Source organism: Nocardioides sp. NPDC006303 (assembly GCF_040613175.1).
Lineage (GTDB): Bacteria > Actinomycetota > Actinomycetes > Propionibacteriales > Nocardioidaceae > Nocardioides.
On the sequence record NZ_JBEXRR010000002.1, the window covers coordinates 74562 to 90916 of the forward strand.

A 16355-nucleotide genomic window follows, 5' to 3' on the forward strand; every position below is an offset into this window, starting at 1 on the left:
GACTCAGGCGCCGACCGAGTCGCGCCAGGCGACCAGGTCCTCGAGCGGCTTGAGGTCGTAGTCGGGACCGCCGACTCCGTAGGTGAACAGCCGGGCACCTGCGTCGTAGAGCGGCTTGGCGGCCTCCGCGCTGTCGGCCGCGGTCGAGATCTCGATCTCGTTCACGTCGCGGCCGATGGCCTCGCAGTGGCCGGCGAGCACCCCGCGCTTGCGCTCCAGAGTCTCCACGTCGGAGAAGGAGTGCCAGATGTCGGCATGCTTCGCGACGTACTTCAGGGTCTTCTTCTCCCCGCCGCCACCGATCATGACCGGGATCTTCCGGACGGGTGCGGGGTTGAGCTCGGACCAGCGCTTCTCGATGCGCGGGAGCGCCTCGCCGAGCGCGTCGAGGCGCGAGCCGGCGGTGCCGAAGTCGTAGCCGTACTCGGTGTAGTCCCGCTCGAACCAGCCGGACCCGATCCCGAAGACCAGCCGGCCGTCGGAGATGTGGTCGACGGTGCGGGCCATGTCGGCGAGCAGCTCGGGGTTGCGGTAGGAGTTGCAGGTCACCAGGCAGCCGATCTCGGCGCGCGTGGTCTGCTCGGCCCAGGCCGCGAGCATGGTCCAGGCCTCGAAGTGCTTGCCGTCGGGCTCGCCGTAGAGCGGGTAGAAGTGGTCCCAGTTGAAGAGGATGTCGACGCCGATCTCCTCCGCGCGGCGGGCGGCATCGCGGATCTGGGCGTAGTCGGCGTGCTGGGGCTGGATCTGGACTCCGATACGGATCGTCATGTGTCCAACCCTACGGAGTGCCTGGCTTCCGTCCCCGCGCGAATCGGCCCTATCGTTCGGCAGGCGGCGAACCGCGCCGTACGAGAGCTGAAGAGGGTGCGAGATGCGACTCGGCTGGGATCTGCACGATGACGGCAAGAACGTACGCGAAGGGGCGATCGTCAAGCCCGGGGAGCGGTTGAGCTGGCCCCGGACGATCGGCTTCGGCGGCCAGCACGTGGTCGCGATGTTCGGTGCCACGTTCCTGGTGCCGTTGCTGACCGGCTTCCCGCCGACCACGACGCTGTTCTTCTCGGGCCTCGGCACCCTGTTGTTCCTGCTGATCACGCGCAACCGGCTGCCCAGCTATCTCGGCTCCTCGTTCGCCTTCATCGCGCCGATCGGTGCCGCGATGGGCGGCGGCGGGATGGGGGCTGCGCTCTTCGGCATCCTCGTCACCGGTGCGCTGCTCGCGCTGGTCGGCGTCATCGTGATGGTCACCGGCACCGGCTGGATCGAGGCGCTGATGCCGCCGGTGGTGACCGGTGCGATCGTCGCGCTGATCGGTCTCAACCTGGCCTCGGCGGCGACCAACAACGTGGTCGGCGGCGACCCGGCCAACCCCGACAACGGTGCCGTGCTGGTCGCCGCGATCACTCTGGCGACCGTGCTCGTCGTCGCTGTCGCCTTCCGTGGCCTGATCGCCAGGCTCTCCATCCTGGTCGGCGTCGTCGTCGGCTACCTCGCCGCGCTGGTCATGGGCCAGATCGACACCTCGGCGTTCCAGGAGGCCGCCTGGTTCGGGCTCCCCGACTTCTCCACCCCGACCGTGTCCTGGTCGGTCGTGCCCATGTTCCTGCCGGTCGTGCTCGTCCTCGTCGCCGAGAACGTCGGCCACGTACGCAGCGTCGCCCACCTCGCCGACGACGACACCATCAACCGCGAGACCGGCCGTGCCCTGTTCGCCGACGGCCTCGCCACCACCATCGCCGGTGGCTTCGGCGGCTCGGCGACCACGACGTACGGCGAGAACATCGGCGTCATGACCGCGACCCGGGTCTTCTCGACCGCCGCCTACTGGGTCGCCGGCGTCGTGGCGATCCTGCTGTCGCTGTCTCCGAAGTTCGGGGCGCTCCTGAACACCATCCCTGCCGGTGTGCTCGGCGGGATCACCGTCGCGCTCTACGGCCTGATCGGCCTGATCGGGATCAGGATCTGGCTGGACAACCGGGTCGACTTCGCCGACCCGGTCAACCAGTTCACCGCCGCGGTCGCTCTGGTCATCGGGATCGGCAACCTCACCCTCACCTTCGGCGACCTCACCTTCACCGGCATCGCGCTGGGCACCATCGCCGCGGTCGTGATCTACCACGGGATGAGCGCGTTGGCGCGCCTGCGGAGGTAGTTGTGAAGCTGAGAGTGGTCTATGGGCCACTCTCAGCTTCACAACCTCCGCTGCAAGGCGGTCGCTCCCTCCACGGACAGGAAGCCGTCGCCCTCACCCGAACCGATGATGATGCCGCCGTCGTCGAGCGTCTCCAGTTGTTTGTCGTCCAAGCCACCCGGCAGTGCCCGCGCCCTCTCCGCGGAAAGGTACGTCAGGTGGCCGACCTTTGGACCTGGCTTTCCCGCAGGTTGCACCTCGGCCACAGCGCGCATGAGAGTTCTCGAGGTCACCGCGGCCCAGTACGGGTCCCAAACCGAGACGAGCCTGCGCAGAATCGGGACGGCAAGTGCCCGGGCGTCGGCTCCACACCACTTGAGCACGAAGGCGTTCCGCACATTCGGGGAATCGGAGTATCCGCCGACAGTCATCGTGATCGAGACGTCCTCGAGCCTCGTCCCGCGCGCGTCGTACGCCTGGGTCACCCCGAGATGCGGAGCGTCGGTGTTGCGCTGGAAGGCGTCGGATATCACCTTCAGCGCAATCGCCGGCTCGGCAATCACCTTCCCCGGCAGGCGCGACGACGACCACCGAAGGGTCTCCCCAGCGACGACGTCCAGAGCCGCGAGGAACGCCACCAGCTTGTCGGCGATCTGATCTGGCGACTCCTGCCTAGGACCCCAGAATCCCCGTGCGATCAGTTCGTCGAGCCTGCTCACGCCTCGCCCAGATCAGATGTTCATCGGATCAGGATGAGGCGTCGCACCCGGAACGTCTGACCAGACCAACCGAACCTCGATGTCGTCCTCACCCACCAGCTCGACGATCTTCTTCGCCGCCCACTCGTTCCAGAACACGAACTCCCGCGACTCCGGGATGCGGAAGGCAGGCGCCGATGTCGGAATCTTCTCCCCGACAAAGACCACTCGCTGGATGATCTCGAGCCAGCCCTCCGGTTCCGACGAACGCTCAAGGTCCAAGCAGTCCACCAGATCTGTCGGCACGTACATCTCGTACGCGCCGGTTCCCTCATTACGCAGGTCGACCGGAATGAAGAATCCGTGCTCGCCGAACTCGTCCCGGACGGCATCCGCGACCCGTTTGCTGAGTACGGGATAGCCCTGGGCGAACGACGGAAACTCCGTACGCCGCAACTCCTCGTCGGACTCCCAGTAGGCAGCGATGCTTCGCGGCGGATCCTTCGGGAACCCGTCGAACAACCAGTTCGCGTACGCCTGGTCCTGGACCAGCACATGCAGCGCAGCATCATCACCACGGGCGAGCATCGCGTAGACAGAAACCACCGGTCCAACCTATCCCGTCCACACCGAGCCGGGAGCCGGCGAGCCACCGGCGAGCTCGGTGGACACTGCCCGACCGATGACCCGCAGCTGGTTCTCCATAGCGGTGCCGATCTGATCCACGCTCGCTCCTCGACGGATACCAGCCGACTCGATCTGGAGAAGGCTCTGCTCGACCCTCGTGAGGAAGTTGCCGCGGTGCGTGTAGTTGTGCGGCGACGGGTGTCCCAGGGGCAGACCGTTCGCCGCGCCATTGATGTCGACGCCGTAGTAGTGCAGCATCTGCCGCGCCCGCGCGCCCGGCGCCCAATGGCCGTTCGATGCGGTGGAGGGGACGATGTGCGCAGCGGCCTCGCCGGGCTGAGGCGGTCGTCCATCGGCGATCAGGTTGCCGCGCAACTCCAGAGCGTTCTGTTTGCAGGCGCTAGGCGCCAGGCCGAGCGGGTCAGCCCACATCATCGGGTTGTGGACATAGGTGTTCGGGTTGGGGGCCGGGAGAAGACCGAGAGGATCCTGGCTCAGGTAGCGGCCCGTCGCCGGGTCGTAGTAGCGCTGGTTGTTGTAGTACAGGCCAGTCTCGGCGTCGGCGTACTGGCCGGCGAATCGCAGCGGTGTCGGCGTCGTCGTGTCATCGCCTGGGGCTCCCCAGATGGTGCGGCGGGCATGCCAGACGAGCTGGGCGTCAGCGGTCAGCATCTCCGCCGGCGCACCCACGAGATCGGTGACGATCGCAAAGAACCGCGCGTCTGTCTGCTCCGCAGTCAGCTCGACCTGAGCAAGGGCCCGCTGCCCGTCGTGGGCCCAGGAAGTGATGCTCCCGTCAGCCGAGGTCTGCTCGACCATCGTGAGCCCATCCCAGGCGAACACCGTCTGCTCGACGATGACACCGGCCCCGTCGTGGCGTCGCTTCGCGATTCGGCGACCGAGCGCGTCGTAGACGTAGGTCCAACGGGTGCCGTCCGGGGTTCGTACGGCCGCGAGTCGGTCCTTGGCGTCCCACTCGTAGAGCCACGTGTCGGGCTTGGCGGAGAGGCGAGTTCGGGTGTGACGGACGAGGCGTCCCTGAGCGTCGTACGCGAAGCGGCTGCGGCCGGCACGAGCGAGGAGGTTGCCGTCGTACTCCCGACGTTCCGTGTCGCCACCGTTGGCGGCAGAGCGAGTGATGTTGCCGAGCGGGTCGTAGGAGTAGGACTCCGTCACCGAGCCGTCAAGCGCGACCGAGGTGATCTGGTCTGCAAGATCGAGCTCGAACCTTCGGGCACCGGTGAGCCGGTCTTCGACGCCGATCAGACGACCCGCCGACTCGTAGGCGAAGGTGCGCTCCTGGAGCACGACCAGCGGCACGGAATCAGCCTGGCGCTGGACTCGCTGAGTCAGGGGCTGGCCGATGAGGTCCCAGGTCTGCTCCAGGACGAGGTCGCCGGTGGTGCGCCGGGTCTCGCGGCCGGACAGGTCGTGCTCGAAAGCGATCTCCTGGCCGGCGACGGTCATCCGCTCCGGCGCGATGCCCGCGCCGTAGTCCCACGTCGTCTCGACACCCTCCGGTGTCGTACGCCGCGTCGGGCGGCCCAACGAGTCGTGCTCCTTCACCACGCTGCGACCGTTGACCGACTCAGCGTGCACCCGACCGAGCGGGCCTCGCTCGATGACCAGGTCGACGCCGGGAGACGTCGCCCGCAGGAGGCGGCCGACCGGGTCGTACGCCATCGTCGTGGTCTCGTCGCCGGCCTGCTCCGTGACCAGATTGCCGAGAGCGTCGTAACCGAAGGTCAATCGCTGACCCGCGCCGTTGGTCTGCTCGATCATCTGGCCGGCGATGTCGTAGGCGTAGGTCAGGGTGCGGCCGTTGTAGTCGGTCTCGGTCGCGAGGCGGCCGGCATCGTCGTAGTCGTAGCGCCAGGTCGCACCTTGGGGATTGGTGACGCTGGTGAGACGCAGCTCGGGGTCGTAGGTGTAGCGCGTGGTCGCGCCGTCGGGCGCCATCACCTCGGCGGGCATGTCGAAGTGGGTGAACCTCGTCATGGTGGTGCGACCGGCAGGGTCGGTGTAGGAGACCGGGTTGCCCTCGCCGTCGTACGTCCACGACTCGGTCGAACCATCCGGAAGACGCCGAGACGCGAGCTGACCGTCGACGGTCCAGGAGTAGGTCGTGCGCGCGCCCAGGGCATCGGTGCTGGCGACGACCCGTCCGAGGTGGTCACGCTCGAACCCTGCCGAACGACCGTCGGGCTCGACGACCCGACGTGGGAGACCGGCGGTGTCGGTCTCGATGGTGCGGACCCGACCAAGAGGGTCGGTGACCGAGGCCAGGTGGCCATCGTCCCCGTAGCCGAACGCGGTGGTGACACCGCTGGCGTCCGTGACCGCCGTGCGGCGCCCGGCGTCGTCGTAGCTCAATGTCGTCACCGACCCGTCGGGCAGCACCTGGCGGACCATGCGGGGCCCGGCGGGGGTATCGGCCCACTCCATCGTGGTCTGGCTGCCGTCCGGGCGGGTGACCTCGGTGAGGTTGCCGGCCTCGTCGTAGTCGAAGGTCGTGCGGCGGCCAAGTGGGTCGGTGCGTGCGAGTAGTTGGTTCTGCTCGCTCCACTCCGAGCTGGTCGCGCCTCCGAGCGGGTCGATCGTGGCGACGACCTGAAAGCGGGAGTTGATCTTGAAGGTCGTGGTGAGCTCGCGGGAGTCGGTGACCCGCGTCTCGCGCAGACCGCTCGCGTTGGCCTCTCCGTACTCGAAGGTGTTGCGCATGACGCCGTCGGAGCCGCCCTGGCTGACGCAGCGGCCGCGCTCGTCGTAGACGTAGTCATAGATGGTGCCGTTGCGGTCGACCCAGCGGGCCAGACGGTGCTGGTCGTAGGCGAACTCCATCTCCTCGCCGGAGCCGTTGACCACACCGACCAGGTCGCCGTTGGCGTCGTAGCGGTAGCCCATGACGTCGACCGCGTCGATGCCGTCGGCACGGGTGACGGTCAGGCCGGTGACCCGCTGGCCCGACGTGGCCACACCCACGCGATATCCGGCACTGTGTATGACCTCCGACGGGATGCCGCGCTCGTCGCGGGTGAACCGGACCGAGTCGCCCGAGGCGTTCGTGATCGATGTCAGCCAGGCCGTCCCATCCATGACCGTGCCGTAGTGGCGGGTCTCGCCGGTCGCCGTGTCCAGCAGGTGGTAGTCACCGTCCTCGGTGACCCGCATCCGGGTGGTGCCACCCGCGACCGGCGGGCTCTCCTTGCCGACCTCGAGATTGCGGAAGACATGCGCCATCGTGTCCGCCGCAATCACGACCACCGAGCGCCGACCGACCAGATCGGTGTGTACGTCGACGCGCTCGTCGAACGTCGAAGACCACGACGGGCCGAACCAGTGCCCGTAGGTCCAGTCGCTTGAGTGCTTGCGGCTGAGGACCAGCGGGAGGTCACCGGGGAGGGTGAGGTCGTTCTCCTGCAGGAAGACCGCGCCGGTGGCGACATCCACCGGGTCACCACAACCGGTCGGTGTCCGGTCGCCCTCGCGGGCCGTGCCGTCCGCATTGGAGGGCAGGCCATCCGTGCGACTGCCGGTCCGGTCAGACCCGGACCTTGCCATGTCGCTGTCCAGGTCACGACGAGCATCCGCGTGCTTCCGAATCCCGTCGGCGACGTCGTCAGCGTTCTTCTTCAGGGACTGTCCGACGTCGCTGAGAGTCTTGGTCGCCGCCTCCCGGAGCTCCTCGACGACGTCATCCATCTTTCTGGCCATCAAAGTTCTCCTAGGATTCGAAGAAGGGCAGGGCGGACACCTCGGCTGCGAACGTGGCGCAAAGGTCGTACTGGTCGGCGCCACAGTCGCTGAGCGCCGTGGCGATCTGCTCCATCAGGTCGTAGCTGAGCTTGGTCGCCGCGGTCGCCTCGCCGTCGGTCACGATCGGAGCCTCGGCGATCGACATGGCGAGTTCGGTGATCGTTCCTGTCAGTGGCTCGGTCACCATGCTTGCGACCTCACCCATCACCCCTTCCATCGCGATGTCGGTGGCGATATCGAGCGCCTTCTTCCGAGCGGCGATGATCGCTGCGTTGCCGACTACGCTGAGGCCTCCCGTGACCACAGCGGTCGCGGCGGCTGCAGCGATCTGTGCCGCCGTGATCGTCAGTTCGGCAATGACCTTCATCTTCAGCGCAACGATCGCGTCAGCGGCGACATCGATCCCCGTTGCGACCCCGGGCAGTGCGTCGAGCAACCCGTCCATGTTGGCCGTCCGGTTATCGGTCCACGCCCTGATCAGCGCATTCACCGACTGTGCCGTGGCCCCGTCGCCGAGCTCGTTGACTCGGATCTCCAGCTCGTCGAGCGTGCCGCGAAGGTCTGACTCCAGACCTCGCAGCAGCTGTGCGGCATCGCGGACCGCGTCCTCGTTGACGTTCGGCCACTCGTACCCGAGCAGGTCGAGTACGAAATCCAACTCCCCAGGGATGGTCATCCCCACGTCTCAGCCCTCCCCGTCGTCATGCGGACATGTCATGAGCCCATGACGGGATCGGCACACGAACCCGAGCAGGAGCCACCGCGACAGATGAGGTTAGTGGAGACTCACGAGGCCGGACAGGGAATTTCCGAGATGTTCCGACCGGTCAGGTATTCGTCAGGGAAGGCGCTCCAGGAGGTCGCCGATCTCGACGCGAGCGCCGGTGTAGAAGGGCACCTCTTCGCGTACGTGACGGCGGGTCTCGGAGCCGCGGAGGTGACGCATCAGGTCGACGATGCGGGAGAGGTCGTCGGCCTCGAAGGCCAGCATCCACTCGTAGTCACCGAGGGCGAAGGACGGGACGGTGTTGGCCCGCACGTCGGGGTAGTCGCGCGCCATCTGGCCGTGCTCGGCGAGGAGGCGGCGGCGCTCCTTGTCATCGAGGAGATACCACTCGTAGGAGCGGATGAACGGGTAGACCGCGACGTAGTCGTGGGTGCGCTCGTCGGCGAGGAACGCGGGCAGGTGGCTCCGGTTGAACTCGGCCGGGCGGTGCAGCGCCATCTGCGACCAGACCGGCACGAGCCGGCCGCCGAAGGCGGTGCGGCGCAGGCGGTGGTAGGCCGACTGGAGCTTGTCGGAGGACTCCGCGTGCAGCCAGAACATCACGTCTGCGTCGGCGCGCAGGCCGGCCACGTCGTAGGTGCCGCGCACCACGATGTCCTCGCCCGCGAAGGCGGCGAAGAGCTCCTCGACCTCGACCGCCTCGGCCTTGCGGTCGGCGTCGCCGAGGGTCTCCTCGAGGGAGAAGACCGACCACATCGTGTAGCGGATCGTGTCGTTGAGCTCGTTGATCTTGGCTGCGTTGGACTTGATGTCGGCCTGCGGGTCGGTCATGCCCCCTATTTTGCGCTACCGCCGGTCGCCGATCCGCGCCGGGCTCCATCCTCCGGCCTCTATGGTGTGGGCATGCTGCCGCTGCGTACCCGCATCTTCGCCTTCCTCCAAGAGCGCCTGGTCAAGACACCGCTGAACGCCGAGGAGATGATCGCCCTGCGCGCCCAGCGCGAGGGGCTCCGCACCGGGCCGGTCACCGCGTTCCTCTTCGGCCGTCCCGCGGACGTCGAGATCAAGGAGACGTACGTCGACGGGCGCCGGTTCGCGATCTACACGCCTCATGACGTCAGCGAGTCTGCGCCGGTCGTGATCAACTTCCACGGCGGCGGCTGGTGTCTGGGGACGCCGGAGCAGAGCGCGTGGGTCTCCTCGCACGTCGCGGCGGGGACCGGCTCGATCGTGATCGCGCCGTCCTACCGGCTGGCTCCGGAGAACCCGTTCCCGGCTGCCGTCGAGGACGCCTGGGCCACCGTGGAGTGGGTCGCCAAACACGCCGCCGACCTGGGCGGAGACCCGTCACGGATCGCGGTGATGGGCGACAGCGCCGGCGGCAACCTGGCGGCCGTGGTCTCGCTGATGGCGCGTGATGCGGGCGGTCCCGCCATCCGCGCGCAGGTGCTGATCTACCCGGCGGTGGAGATGTACGAGAAGTTCCCCTCCGAGGCGGCCAACGCCAACGGGCCGGTGCTCACCTCGACGCAGATGAGCACCTTCGGCCACCTCTACATGGGCGAGCGCTACGGGGACGAGTCCTGGCATGCCTCTCCCCTGCGTGCCACGTCGCACGCCGACCTGCCGCCGGCCCACATCATCACCGCGCTGCACGACCCGATCCGCGACCACGGCACGCGGTACGCGGAGGCGCTCCGCGCTGCCGGGACGCCGGTCTCGCTCGTGGACTACGACACCGCGTTCCACGGGTTCATGTCGCTTCCCGGGGTTGCCCCGGCGGCCCGGAAGGCTCTCGACGGGATCGTCGCGTTCCTGCGGTGAGATCATCAGGAGTTTTCTACATTCGCTTAGGAGTTTGTTAACCCTCGGCGCCGGGCCGTGTTGTAACGTTCCACCCAGGTGTCCGTCGCCAGGTTGTCTCGGGTTGTGCGCCACCTGGATCCCCCCATTCGCCTGCGACTGAGAGCGCTTTCGCGAGTCCTCGGCGAGCCCTGCGCATACCGGAAAGGCGTAGCGACATGCCAGACGTCTCCGTCAAGATCGAGACTCTTGATCAGACGGTCAAGAAGCTGGATTCGATCATCGATGAGTTCGACCATGCGGTCGGCAATGCCGACGCGCTCGAAGGCGCCATCGGGAACCCGTTCCGGCGCGGCGAACTGCGCGGTCAGGCCGACGACTTCGAACAGCGCTGGGACATGAAGCGCAACGATCTCAAGGACGAGCTGTCCGACGTGCGGGACCACATCAAGGGCGTCGTCGAGGGCTTCCAGAACTGGGACAGCGAGACGGCTCTCCTGTTCCAGCAGAAATAGATGGAGTGAGTCATGGATCAGTCACCCAAGGGGCGGGAGATCCAACCCGTCATCGGCGACTCGGCGGTGATCGTCGCTCGCGGCAACAAGATCGAAGAGCTCGGCGAGCAGATGTCCGAGGCGGCCACCGTGCTCGAGCAGATCGCCACCGGAGAGCTGGCCGACGGCCAGATGCAGGGAAAGGCCGTCGCTGAGCTTCAGGACAAGATCGGGTCCTCCTACGAGACGTTGCGGGAGGCCAGCGAGCTGTACACGCCCGTCGGGCCGCTGATCGCGGCGTACGGCAAGAGTCTCGGCGAGGTCCAGGCCAAGATGGGGCCGCTGGTCGAGTCCTGCACGGACAAGTGGACCACCTACGAGGGGCTTCCGGGAGACCGCGAGGAGGACGACGCCGAGGGGCAGGCGAAGAAGACCGCGTACGACGAATGGCAGGACGACGCGGAGAGCTGGGACGCCCAGTACGACACCTGGGAAGACGCCTATGACCTCGCCGTCAACGGCATCGGCAACGAGATGGCCGGCAGCATCAAGGACGGCTTCTGGGAGATCTTCGGCTTCCTCATCAACATTCTCGAGGCCATCGCCATGGTCTTCATGATCGCCGGGCTCTTCCTCGGTGGCATCGTCGCCGTCATCGGATTCGCCCTCGGCGCCTTGGTGCTGATCGGCAAGATCGTCCAGGCGTCAGCCGGCAAATGCGAGGTGACAGACGTGCTCTTGGCGGTTCTCGCGGTGCTCCCCTTCGGAAAGCTCGGCCAGATCGGGAAGGCCTGGACAGCGATGGGGAAGGGTGCCGCCTCCGGCGGGAAGACCGCCGGCGCGGCCGGACGAGGCTACGGAAACTTTGCTCTGAAACGAGCGGCGCCGCTGAACCCACCTCCCGTGAACGTCACGTTCGGCGCCAAGTTCAAGACCGCACTCTCCATCTCCACCGGCTTCAGGGAGGTCCCCCGGACCAGGGCCGCTTGGATGGCCAACCCGTTCAAGCCCCCCAAGGACATTCCCGTGGGCATCATGAGCGGCTCCGACATCGCCACCGGGATGGCCATCTACGGGGGGATACGCACCGGGACCTGGGGCCAGAAGGTCGGGGCTGGCTTCGACGGGCTCAGCGGCCTGGGGAAGTGGGCAGGCGAGTGGTACGGCACCACCTCGACGAGCCAGGCACTGAACGAGCGGCGCACCAATGACCAGCAGAGCGCACAGCCCTCGGAGGGATGATGCCGGAGACATGGGAAGCTGAGATCGCCCAGCCATCGGAGCGATGGATCTGGGTCCCGAACGCGGGCGAGCTCGACGCCGCGGGTGCGGAGAGGTGGGTCGAGGACGTGCTCGCCTCGCTCCGCGACACCTGGGACGGCGAGTGGACCGACGAGGTCGACCCCGGCGCGCGTGCCCTGCTTGCCCACCACCTCGCCGGCGACCTCCACCCCGGGACGCTGGCCTCGATGCTCCACTGGCCGCTGCCCGCGCCCGTCGTCAGCCGGGTGCGGGTCGTACTCGGGGGCGGCGAGCCGACCTCGCCCGAGGAGTGGCGGCAGCAGGGCTTCGACGTCGATGAGTACGCAGGGGCCGCTCTCGGTCCCGGGCTGAGATGTCTCGCGTCCAGGACCGGAGAGATCGACGGTGAGACCGTCGAGTTCCTCACCGGCATCTTCGTCTTCTCGACGCAGGAGATCAGCGTGATGGTCGTGGTCGAGGCAGGCGCACCCGAGATCTTCGGTCTCACCATCGCGGACATGCCGCTCTTCCTCGCCGAGCTCGAGGTCGTACGCCCTGATGGCACCCCGTTCTCGGCAGAGCCGGTCCCCGGCATGCTGAGCGACCCGTTCGACGTCTGGGAGGACTCGTCCTTTGTCTAAGGCAGCACCCGCTCCGCAGTCCTCGCTACGCGAGCTGCTCGGCGGCACCAAGGAGCCGGAGTTCGAGCTGAGGCTCCTCCCCGGCTGGGAACGTCACTCCCCGGACGAGGTCGACCGGGCCGCGATGGACGCGGCGTTGAAGAAGCGCTTCATGAGCATCAACAGGCCCGAGCTCCACGCCTCCATGCGGGTGCAGCTCGATCAGGCGTACGCGCTCATGAAGCAGCATCAGGTCAAGGCCTACTTCGCCGCCACCGCCGAGACCGACAGCCTCGCCATCATTCCCGGCGCGATCGTCGCGACGACGTTCCACGCCCACGGCGGCGGAACCCTCGACACCCACGTCGCCGCGATCATCCGTGACCACGGCGCCAAGCCGTTGTTCGGCGACAAGCGGTTCATCAGGTACGAGCGCGAGTCGACCAAGACCGCCCAGGGCGACGAGCCGGTGGTCGCGACGACGATCGTCTACATGACCCCCGTCCCCGGCTCGAAGCGGCGACGGGGGCTCCAGCTGACCGCGACGATCGCCCGCCCGTTGGACATGGCCGCGACCGACGAGAAGTTCCTGGCGTGGAAGCTGGCGCTGGACGTCTGTGTCTCGACGCTGCGGTGGGTGCCGGCCTGAGGATCAGCTGATGTCCGCGGCGGCGCGGTGGGCCGAGGCGATCGTGGCCGGGATCCCGACGCCATCGTAAGAGGCCCCGGCGAGGGCGAGACCGGGCACGCCGCGGAGTCCTTGCCGGATCCGGGCGACCCGGTCGAGATGCCCGACGGGATACTGCGGTAGCGCGTCGGTCCAACGCTGGACGTGCACGTCGGACGGCTTCGCGGTGATGCCGGCGATCCGCTCCAGGGCCGCCAGCGAGTCGGCGACGAGCCGGTCGTCGTCGTCCGAGGGCGGCTCGCCGTGGCGCCCGATGGACGTACGCAGGTAGTTGCCGCGCTCCCCCACCCAGGCCCACTTGGCGAAGGAGAAGGTGGAGGCCTTGATCGCGCAGTCCTCGACGGGCGGAACGAGGAATCCGGACCTGCCGGCCAGCTCCGCGGGGAGCTCGGCGAAGGCGAAGGTGATCACGGCGACGCTCGCGGTCTCGATCCCGGACAGCTCGCGCGCGACCGCCGGGGCGGTCGAGCGGAGCAGCTTCGCGGCCACCGGAGCGGGGGTCGCGACCACCACGGCATCTGCGGTCTCCACCGCGCCGCCGATCTCGATCAGGAAGCCCTGCGGGGTCCGGGTGACGGTGTCGACCTGGGTGTCGAGCCGGATGTCGAGGCCCGCGGCGAGGGTCGCCGGCAACCGGGACATGCCACCGTCGATCCCGGCGAAGACCGGCACCGACGAGCTCGGGAGCGCGGCGGCGGCCTCCAGCAGCGACCCCTTCTCGGCCAGCATGAACAGCTGCGGGGCAGCCGCCTTCACCGAGATCGCACGGGCGTGGCCGGCGTAGACCCCCGCGAGCAACGGCTCTGCCAGCCGGTCGGCCGTCTCGTCCCCGAAGCGGGCCGCGATGAGGTCACCGACCGAGATGTCCTCGTCCGTCTTCGCAGGCGGGAGCGTGGGTTCGCGGCGTACGACCTCCAGGGTCTCCTCCGAGAGCAGACCCGAGGACTCCAGCGCGGCCAGGTCGAGAGGCACGCCCATGATCGACCGCGGGATCGGCCGCAGCGCGCCGCGGGACCAGATCGAGGACTTCGCGTCGGTGGGGTGGACCACGTCGAGGCCGACCTCACGAGCCAGAGACACGCCCTCCGGCCGGCGGTTGAGCATCGCCTCGGCGCCGACGTCGACCGTCTGTCCGGCGACGGACTCCCCGCGGATCTTTCCGCCGACCCGGTCGGAGGCCTCCAGCACGGTGACCCGGTGGCCCTTCAGGGACAGATCGCGGGCCGCGGTCAGTCCGGCGATCCCTGCTCCGACGACGATGACACGCACAGCGTCAGTCTCCCATCCGCCCCTGAGGCGATGCTGACGAGGTGGGCTGCTCAGGTGAGCTGCTCGACCGCTTGCTTGGCCTCGGCCAGCCCGACGCCGGTTGCCTCCCGATAGACCTTGATCGCCTCGATCTTCTTGCCCGCACGCACCAGCGCCACGACCTCGTCCTGCCGCGGCAGCGGCGGCTCCTCCACCCCAGCGTGCTTCAGGAGCAGGTCGACCTTGTCCTCGAGCCTGTTCATCCGGCGAGTGAGCTCCGCACGAGTTCTGCTCCCCGACGACTCGATCACGAAGTAGAGCAGGATCAGACCGACGAGGGCTACGACTCCGAAGGTATCCACAGCCGAACCATAGTGCCGAGGCGTCACCCCCGTCGGCCGAGACGGCACCGAAGTGCCCACTCGACCGACGTAAGTGCCGTCTCGGCCGACGTACCTGACGCCTCGGCCGGGTGGGGTCAGCTGGCCAGCTTTCCGAAGTTGGAGCGGTGGAAGACGAGGGGCTGGCCGGCGCCGTGGTCGGCGGCGTGGAGCTGGAGGAGTACGACGATGTGGTCTCCGGCCTCGACCTCGCGATAGATCGTGCAGTCGAACCGTGCGAGGCCCTCGTCGAGGGTGAGGGCTCCGTCGAGGGACGAGCTGACCACGAGGCCGTCGAAGCGGGAGTCGACCGGACCGGCGAGCTGGCGGCAGACCTCGCCGTGGTGCTCGGCGAGCACGGTGACACCCAGGTGCGAGGAGCGCCGCAGGTCGGGCCACGTCTTCGAGGTCCGGGCCACGGAGAAGGAGACCAGGGGCGGGTCCAGGGAGACCGAGGTGAACGACGACGCGGCCAGACCGACGGGGCGACCGTCGACCACGGCGGCGACCGCCACCACCCCGCTCGGGAAGACTCCGAAGGCCTGCCGCAACGCGGCCGGGTCGAGATCCTGATTCGTACGCAGCGGACTGGTCATCACGCCACCACCTCTCTCGCGGGCACTGCCCGCGCCTCGTCCACGGCCGTGTCCCGCAGCCTCTCGCCACGGGTCTCCGGCAGCAGCCACATGCAGGTCAGACTGATCACGGCGACCACGACGTTGTAGCCAGCCACCCACCACAGCGAGCGGTCGTCGGAGAGCGCCACCAGGGCGGCCGCGATCAGCGGCGTCAGCCCGGAGGCCACCACTCCTGAGATCTGGTAGAGCGCGTTGAGCGCGGAGAACCGGTAGCGGGTGTCGAACAGCTCGCTCCAGAACGCCGCCAACGGCCCGTAGACGGTGCCGTAGACCAGGCCCAGTCCACCGACGAATGCCGCCACCGACGGCACCACCGCGCCGGACTGCACCGCGGCCGCGACCGGGAAGGCGATCACCAGCCCCAGCACGGCCCCGACCGTGTAGACCGGCCGCCGTCCGAACCGGTCGCTCAGCGCTCCGGAGGCGACTGTCACCACCACGCCCAGCAGGGCGCCGGCCATGATCGCGTTGAGCACCACCGACCGGCTCAGGCCCGCGTCCGCCACCGCGTAGGAGAGCAGGAAGACCGAATAGAGGTTGTAGGTGAAACCCTCCACGAACCGGGTCCCCATCCCGAGCAGCAGCGTGCGCGGCTGATGCCGGAAGAGCTCCCCGACCGGCAGCTTGGAGACCTTCTTCTCCGCCTGCACCTCCTGAAACGAAGGCGTCTCCATGATCGAGAGCCGGATCCAGGCGCCGATGGCGAGCAGCACGATCGAGATCAGGAAGCAGACCCGCCATCCCCACGCCAGGAAGGCCGCGTCGGGCAGCTGCGACGCCACCGCGAACGCCCCGGAGGCGAGCACCAGCCCGCCCGGGACACCGATGTGCGCGAAGCTGCCGTAGAGCCCGCGGCGCCCGGCCGGTGCGTACTCGGTGGCCAGCAGCACCGCGCCGCCGTACTCACCGCCGACGCCGATCCCCTGCAGGATCCGGAGCACGACGAGCGCGATCGGGGCGATCACCCCGATGGAGTCGTACGTCGGGAGCAGCCCGACCAGCGAGGTGCCCACTCCCATGATCACGAGCGTCCAGATCAGCATGGTCTTGCGACCGATCCGGTCGCCGAAGTGCCCGAAGATCAGCCCTCCGACCGGGCGGGCCAGGAACCCGACGGCGAAGGTGGCGAAGGACGCGAACGTGGCAGCGGTGCCGTTGAGTCCGTTGAAGTAGAGCTTGTCGAAGACGAGGCCGGCGGCGGTGCCGTAGAGGAAGAAGTCGTACCACTCGATGGTGGCACCGACCGAGGCCGCGAGCGCGACGCGCTTCGGGCTGGCGGAGGTGGCTGTGGGGGTGGACACGT

At 68.2% G+C, this 16355-nt stretch carries 16 protein-coding genes; 6 read left to right on the forward strand and 10 right to left on the reverse strand.

What is annotated here, in order from left to right:
• Positions 1-3: 3 nt before the first annotated feature.
• Positions 4-768 (reverse strand): LLM class F420-dependent oxidoreductase, encoded by a 765-nt coding sequence (locus ABZY89_RS01875; protein WP_355224194.1) that lies wholly within the window; start codon positions 766-768, stop codon positions 4-6.
• A gap of 103 nt (positions 769-871) precedes the next feature.
• On the opposite strand from ABZY89_RS01875, the gene ABZY89_RS01880 reads away from it, so the two are divergent.
• Entirely contained in the window at positions 872-2152 is a 1281-nt protein-coding gene (locus ABZY89_RS01880) for a solute carrier family 23 protein (RefSeq protein WP_355224196.1), read from the forward strand.
• Between the two features lie 38 nt (positions 2153-2190).
• On the opposite strand, the gene ABZY89_RS01885 is transcribed toward ABZY89_RS01880, so the two are convergent.
• The 5 genes from ABZY89_RS01885 to hemQ all read right to left on the reverse strand — a co-directional run bounded on the left by ABZY89_RS01885 (position 2191) and on the right by hemQ (position 8770).
• Positions 2191-2850 (reverse strand): Imm52 family immunity protein, encoded by a 660-nt coding sequence (locus ABZY89_RS01885; RefSeq protein WP_355224198.1) that lies wholly within the window; start codon positions 2848-2850, stop codon positions 2191-2193.
• Between the two features lie 12 nt (positions 2851-2862).
• The gene (locus ABZY89_RS01890) at positions 2863-3435 is read right to left on the reverse strand and encodes a hypothetical protein (protein ID WP_355224200.1); all 573 of its coding nucleotides are present in this window, start codon (positions 3433-3435) and stop codon (positions 2863-2865) included.
• 9 nt (positions 3436-3444) lie between these two features.
• Positions 3445-7170: an RHS repeat-associated core domain-containing protein gene (locus ABZY89_RS01895; protein WP_355224202.1), complete on the reverse strand. Its 3726-nt coding sequence runs from the start codon at positions 7168-7170 to the stop codon at positions 3445-3447.
• A gap of 10 nt (positions 7171-7180) precedes the next feature.
• Positions 7181-7888 (reverse strand): hypothetical protein, encoded by a 708-nt coding sequence (locus tag ABZY89_RS01900; RefSeq protein WP_183544253.1) that lies wholly within the window; start codon positions 7886-7888, stop codon positions 7181-7183.
• A gap of 162 nt (positions 7889-8050) precedes the next feature.
• Entirely contained in the window at positions 8051-8770 is a 720-nt protein-coding gene (gene hemQ / locus ABZY89_RS01905; RefSeq protein ID WP_350660553.1) for a hydrogen peroxide-dependent heme synthase, read from the reverse strand.
• Positions 8771-8842: 72 nt separating this feature from the next.
• On the opposite strand from hemQ, the gene ABZY89_RS01910 reads away from it, so the two are divergent.
• The 5 genes from ABZY89_RS01910 (at position 8843) to ABZY89_RS01930 (ending at position 12747) form a co-directional block, all read left to right on the forward strand.
• Complete coding sequence (locus ABZY89_RS01910) at positions 8843-9763, forward strand: alpha/beta hydrolase (RefSeq protein WP_355224204.1); 921 nt, start codon at positions 8843-8845, stop codon at positions 9761-9763.
• 197 nt (positions 9764-9960) lie between these two features.
• Entirely contained in the window at positions 9961-10257 is a 297-nt protein-coding gene (locus ABZY89_RS01915) for a flagellar protein FlgN (RefSeq protein WP_355224205.1), read from the forward strand.
• Positions 10258-10269: 12 nt separating this feature from the next.
• Entirely contained in the window at positions 10270-11478 is a 1209-nt protein-coding gene (locus tag ABZY89_RS01920; protein WP_355224207.1) for a hypothetical protein, read from the forward strand.
• The gene (locus tag ABZY89_RS01925; protein ID WP_355224209.1) at positions 11478-12119 is read left to right on the forward strand and encodes a hypothetical protein; all 642 of its coding nucleotides are present in this window, start codon (positions 11478-11480) and stop codon (positions 12117-12119) included. Before ABZY89_RS01920 ends, ABZY89_RS01925 begins: the two co-directional genes overlap by 1 nt.
• On the forward strand, positions 12112-12747 hold the full coding sequence (locus ABZY89_RS01930; protein WP_355224211.1) for a protein TPRXL: 636 nt from the start codon (positions 12112-12114) through the stop codon (positions 12745-12747). The genes ABZY89_RS01925 and ABZY89_RS01930 overlap by 8 nt, the downstream gene beginning before the upstream one ends.
• Before the next feature lie 3 nt (positions 12748-12750).
• Here ABZY89_RS01930 and hemG read toward each other — a convergent pair whose 3' ends face one another.
• From hemG to ABZY89_RS01950, 4 genes are all read right to left on the reverse strand, one after another.
• Complete coding sequence (gene hemG / locus ABZY89_RS01935) at positions 12751-14055, reverse strand: protoporphyrinogen oxidase (protein ID WP_355224213.1); 1305 nt, start codon at positions 14053-14055, stop codon at positions 12751-12753.
• A 50-nt stretch (positions 14056-14105) separates the two neighbouring features.
• Positions 14106-14396, reverse strand: coding sequence for a ribosomal protein L7/L12 (locus tag ABZY89_RS01940; RefSeq protein ID WP_355224215.1), 291 nt, complete (start codon positions 14394-14396; stop codon positions 14106-14108).
• A gap of 116 nt (positions 14397-14512) precedes the next feature.
• Positions 14513-15010 carry a flavin reductase family protein gene (locus ABZY89_RS01945; protein WP_355224216.1) on the reverse strand — a complete coding sequence of 166 codons (498 nt, stop codon included), beginning with the start codon at positions 15008-15010 and terminating at the stop codon, positions 14513-14515.
• The gene (locus ABZY89_RS01950; RefSeq protein ID WP_355224218.1) at positions 15010-16353 is read right to left on the reverse strand and encodes an MFS transporter; all 1344 of its coding nucleotides are present in this window, start codon (positions 16351-16353) and stop codon (positions 15010-15012) included. Before ABZY89_RS01950 ends, ABZY89_RS01945 begins: the two co-directional genes overlap by 1 nt.
• Between the last annotated feature and the right edge of the window lie 2 nt (positions 16354-16355).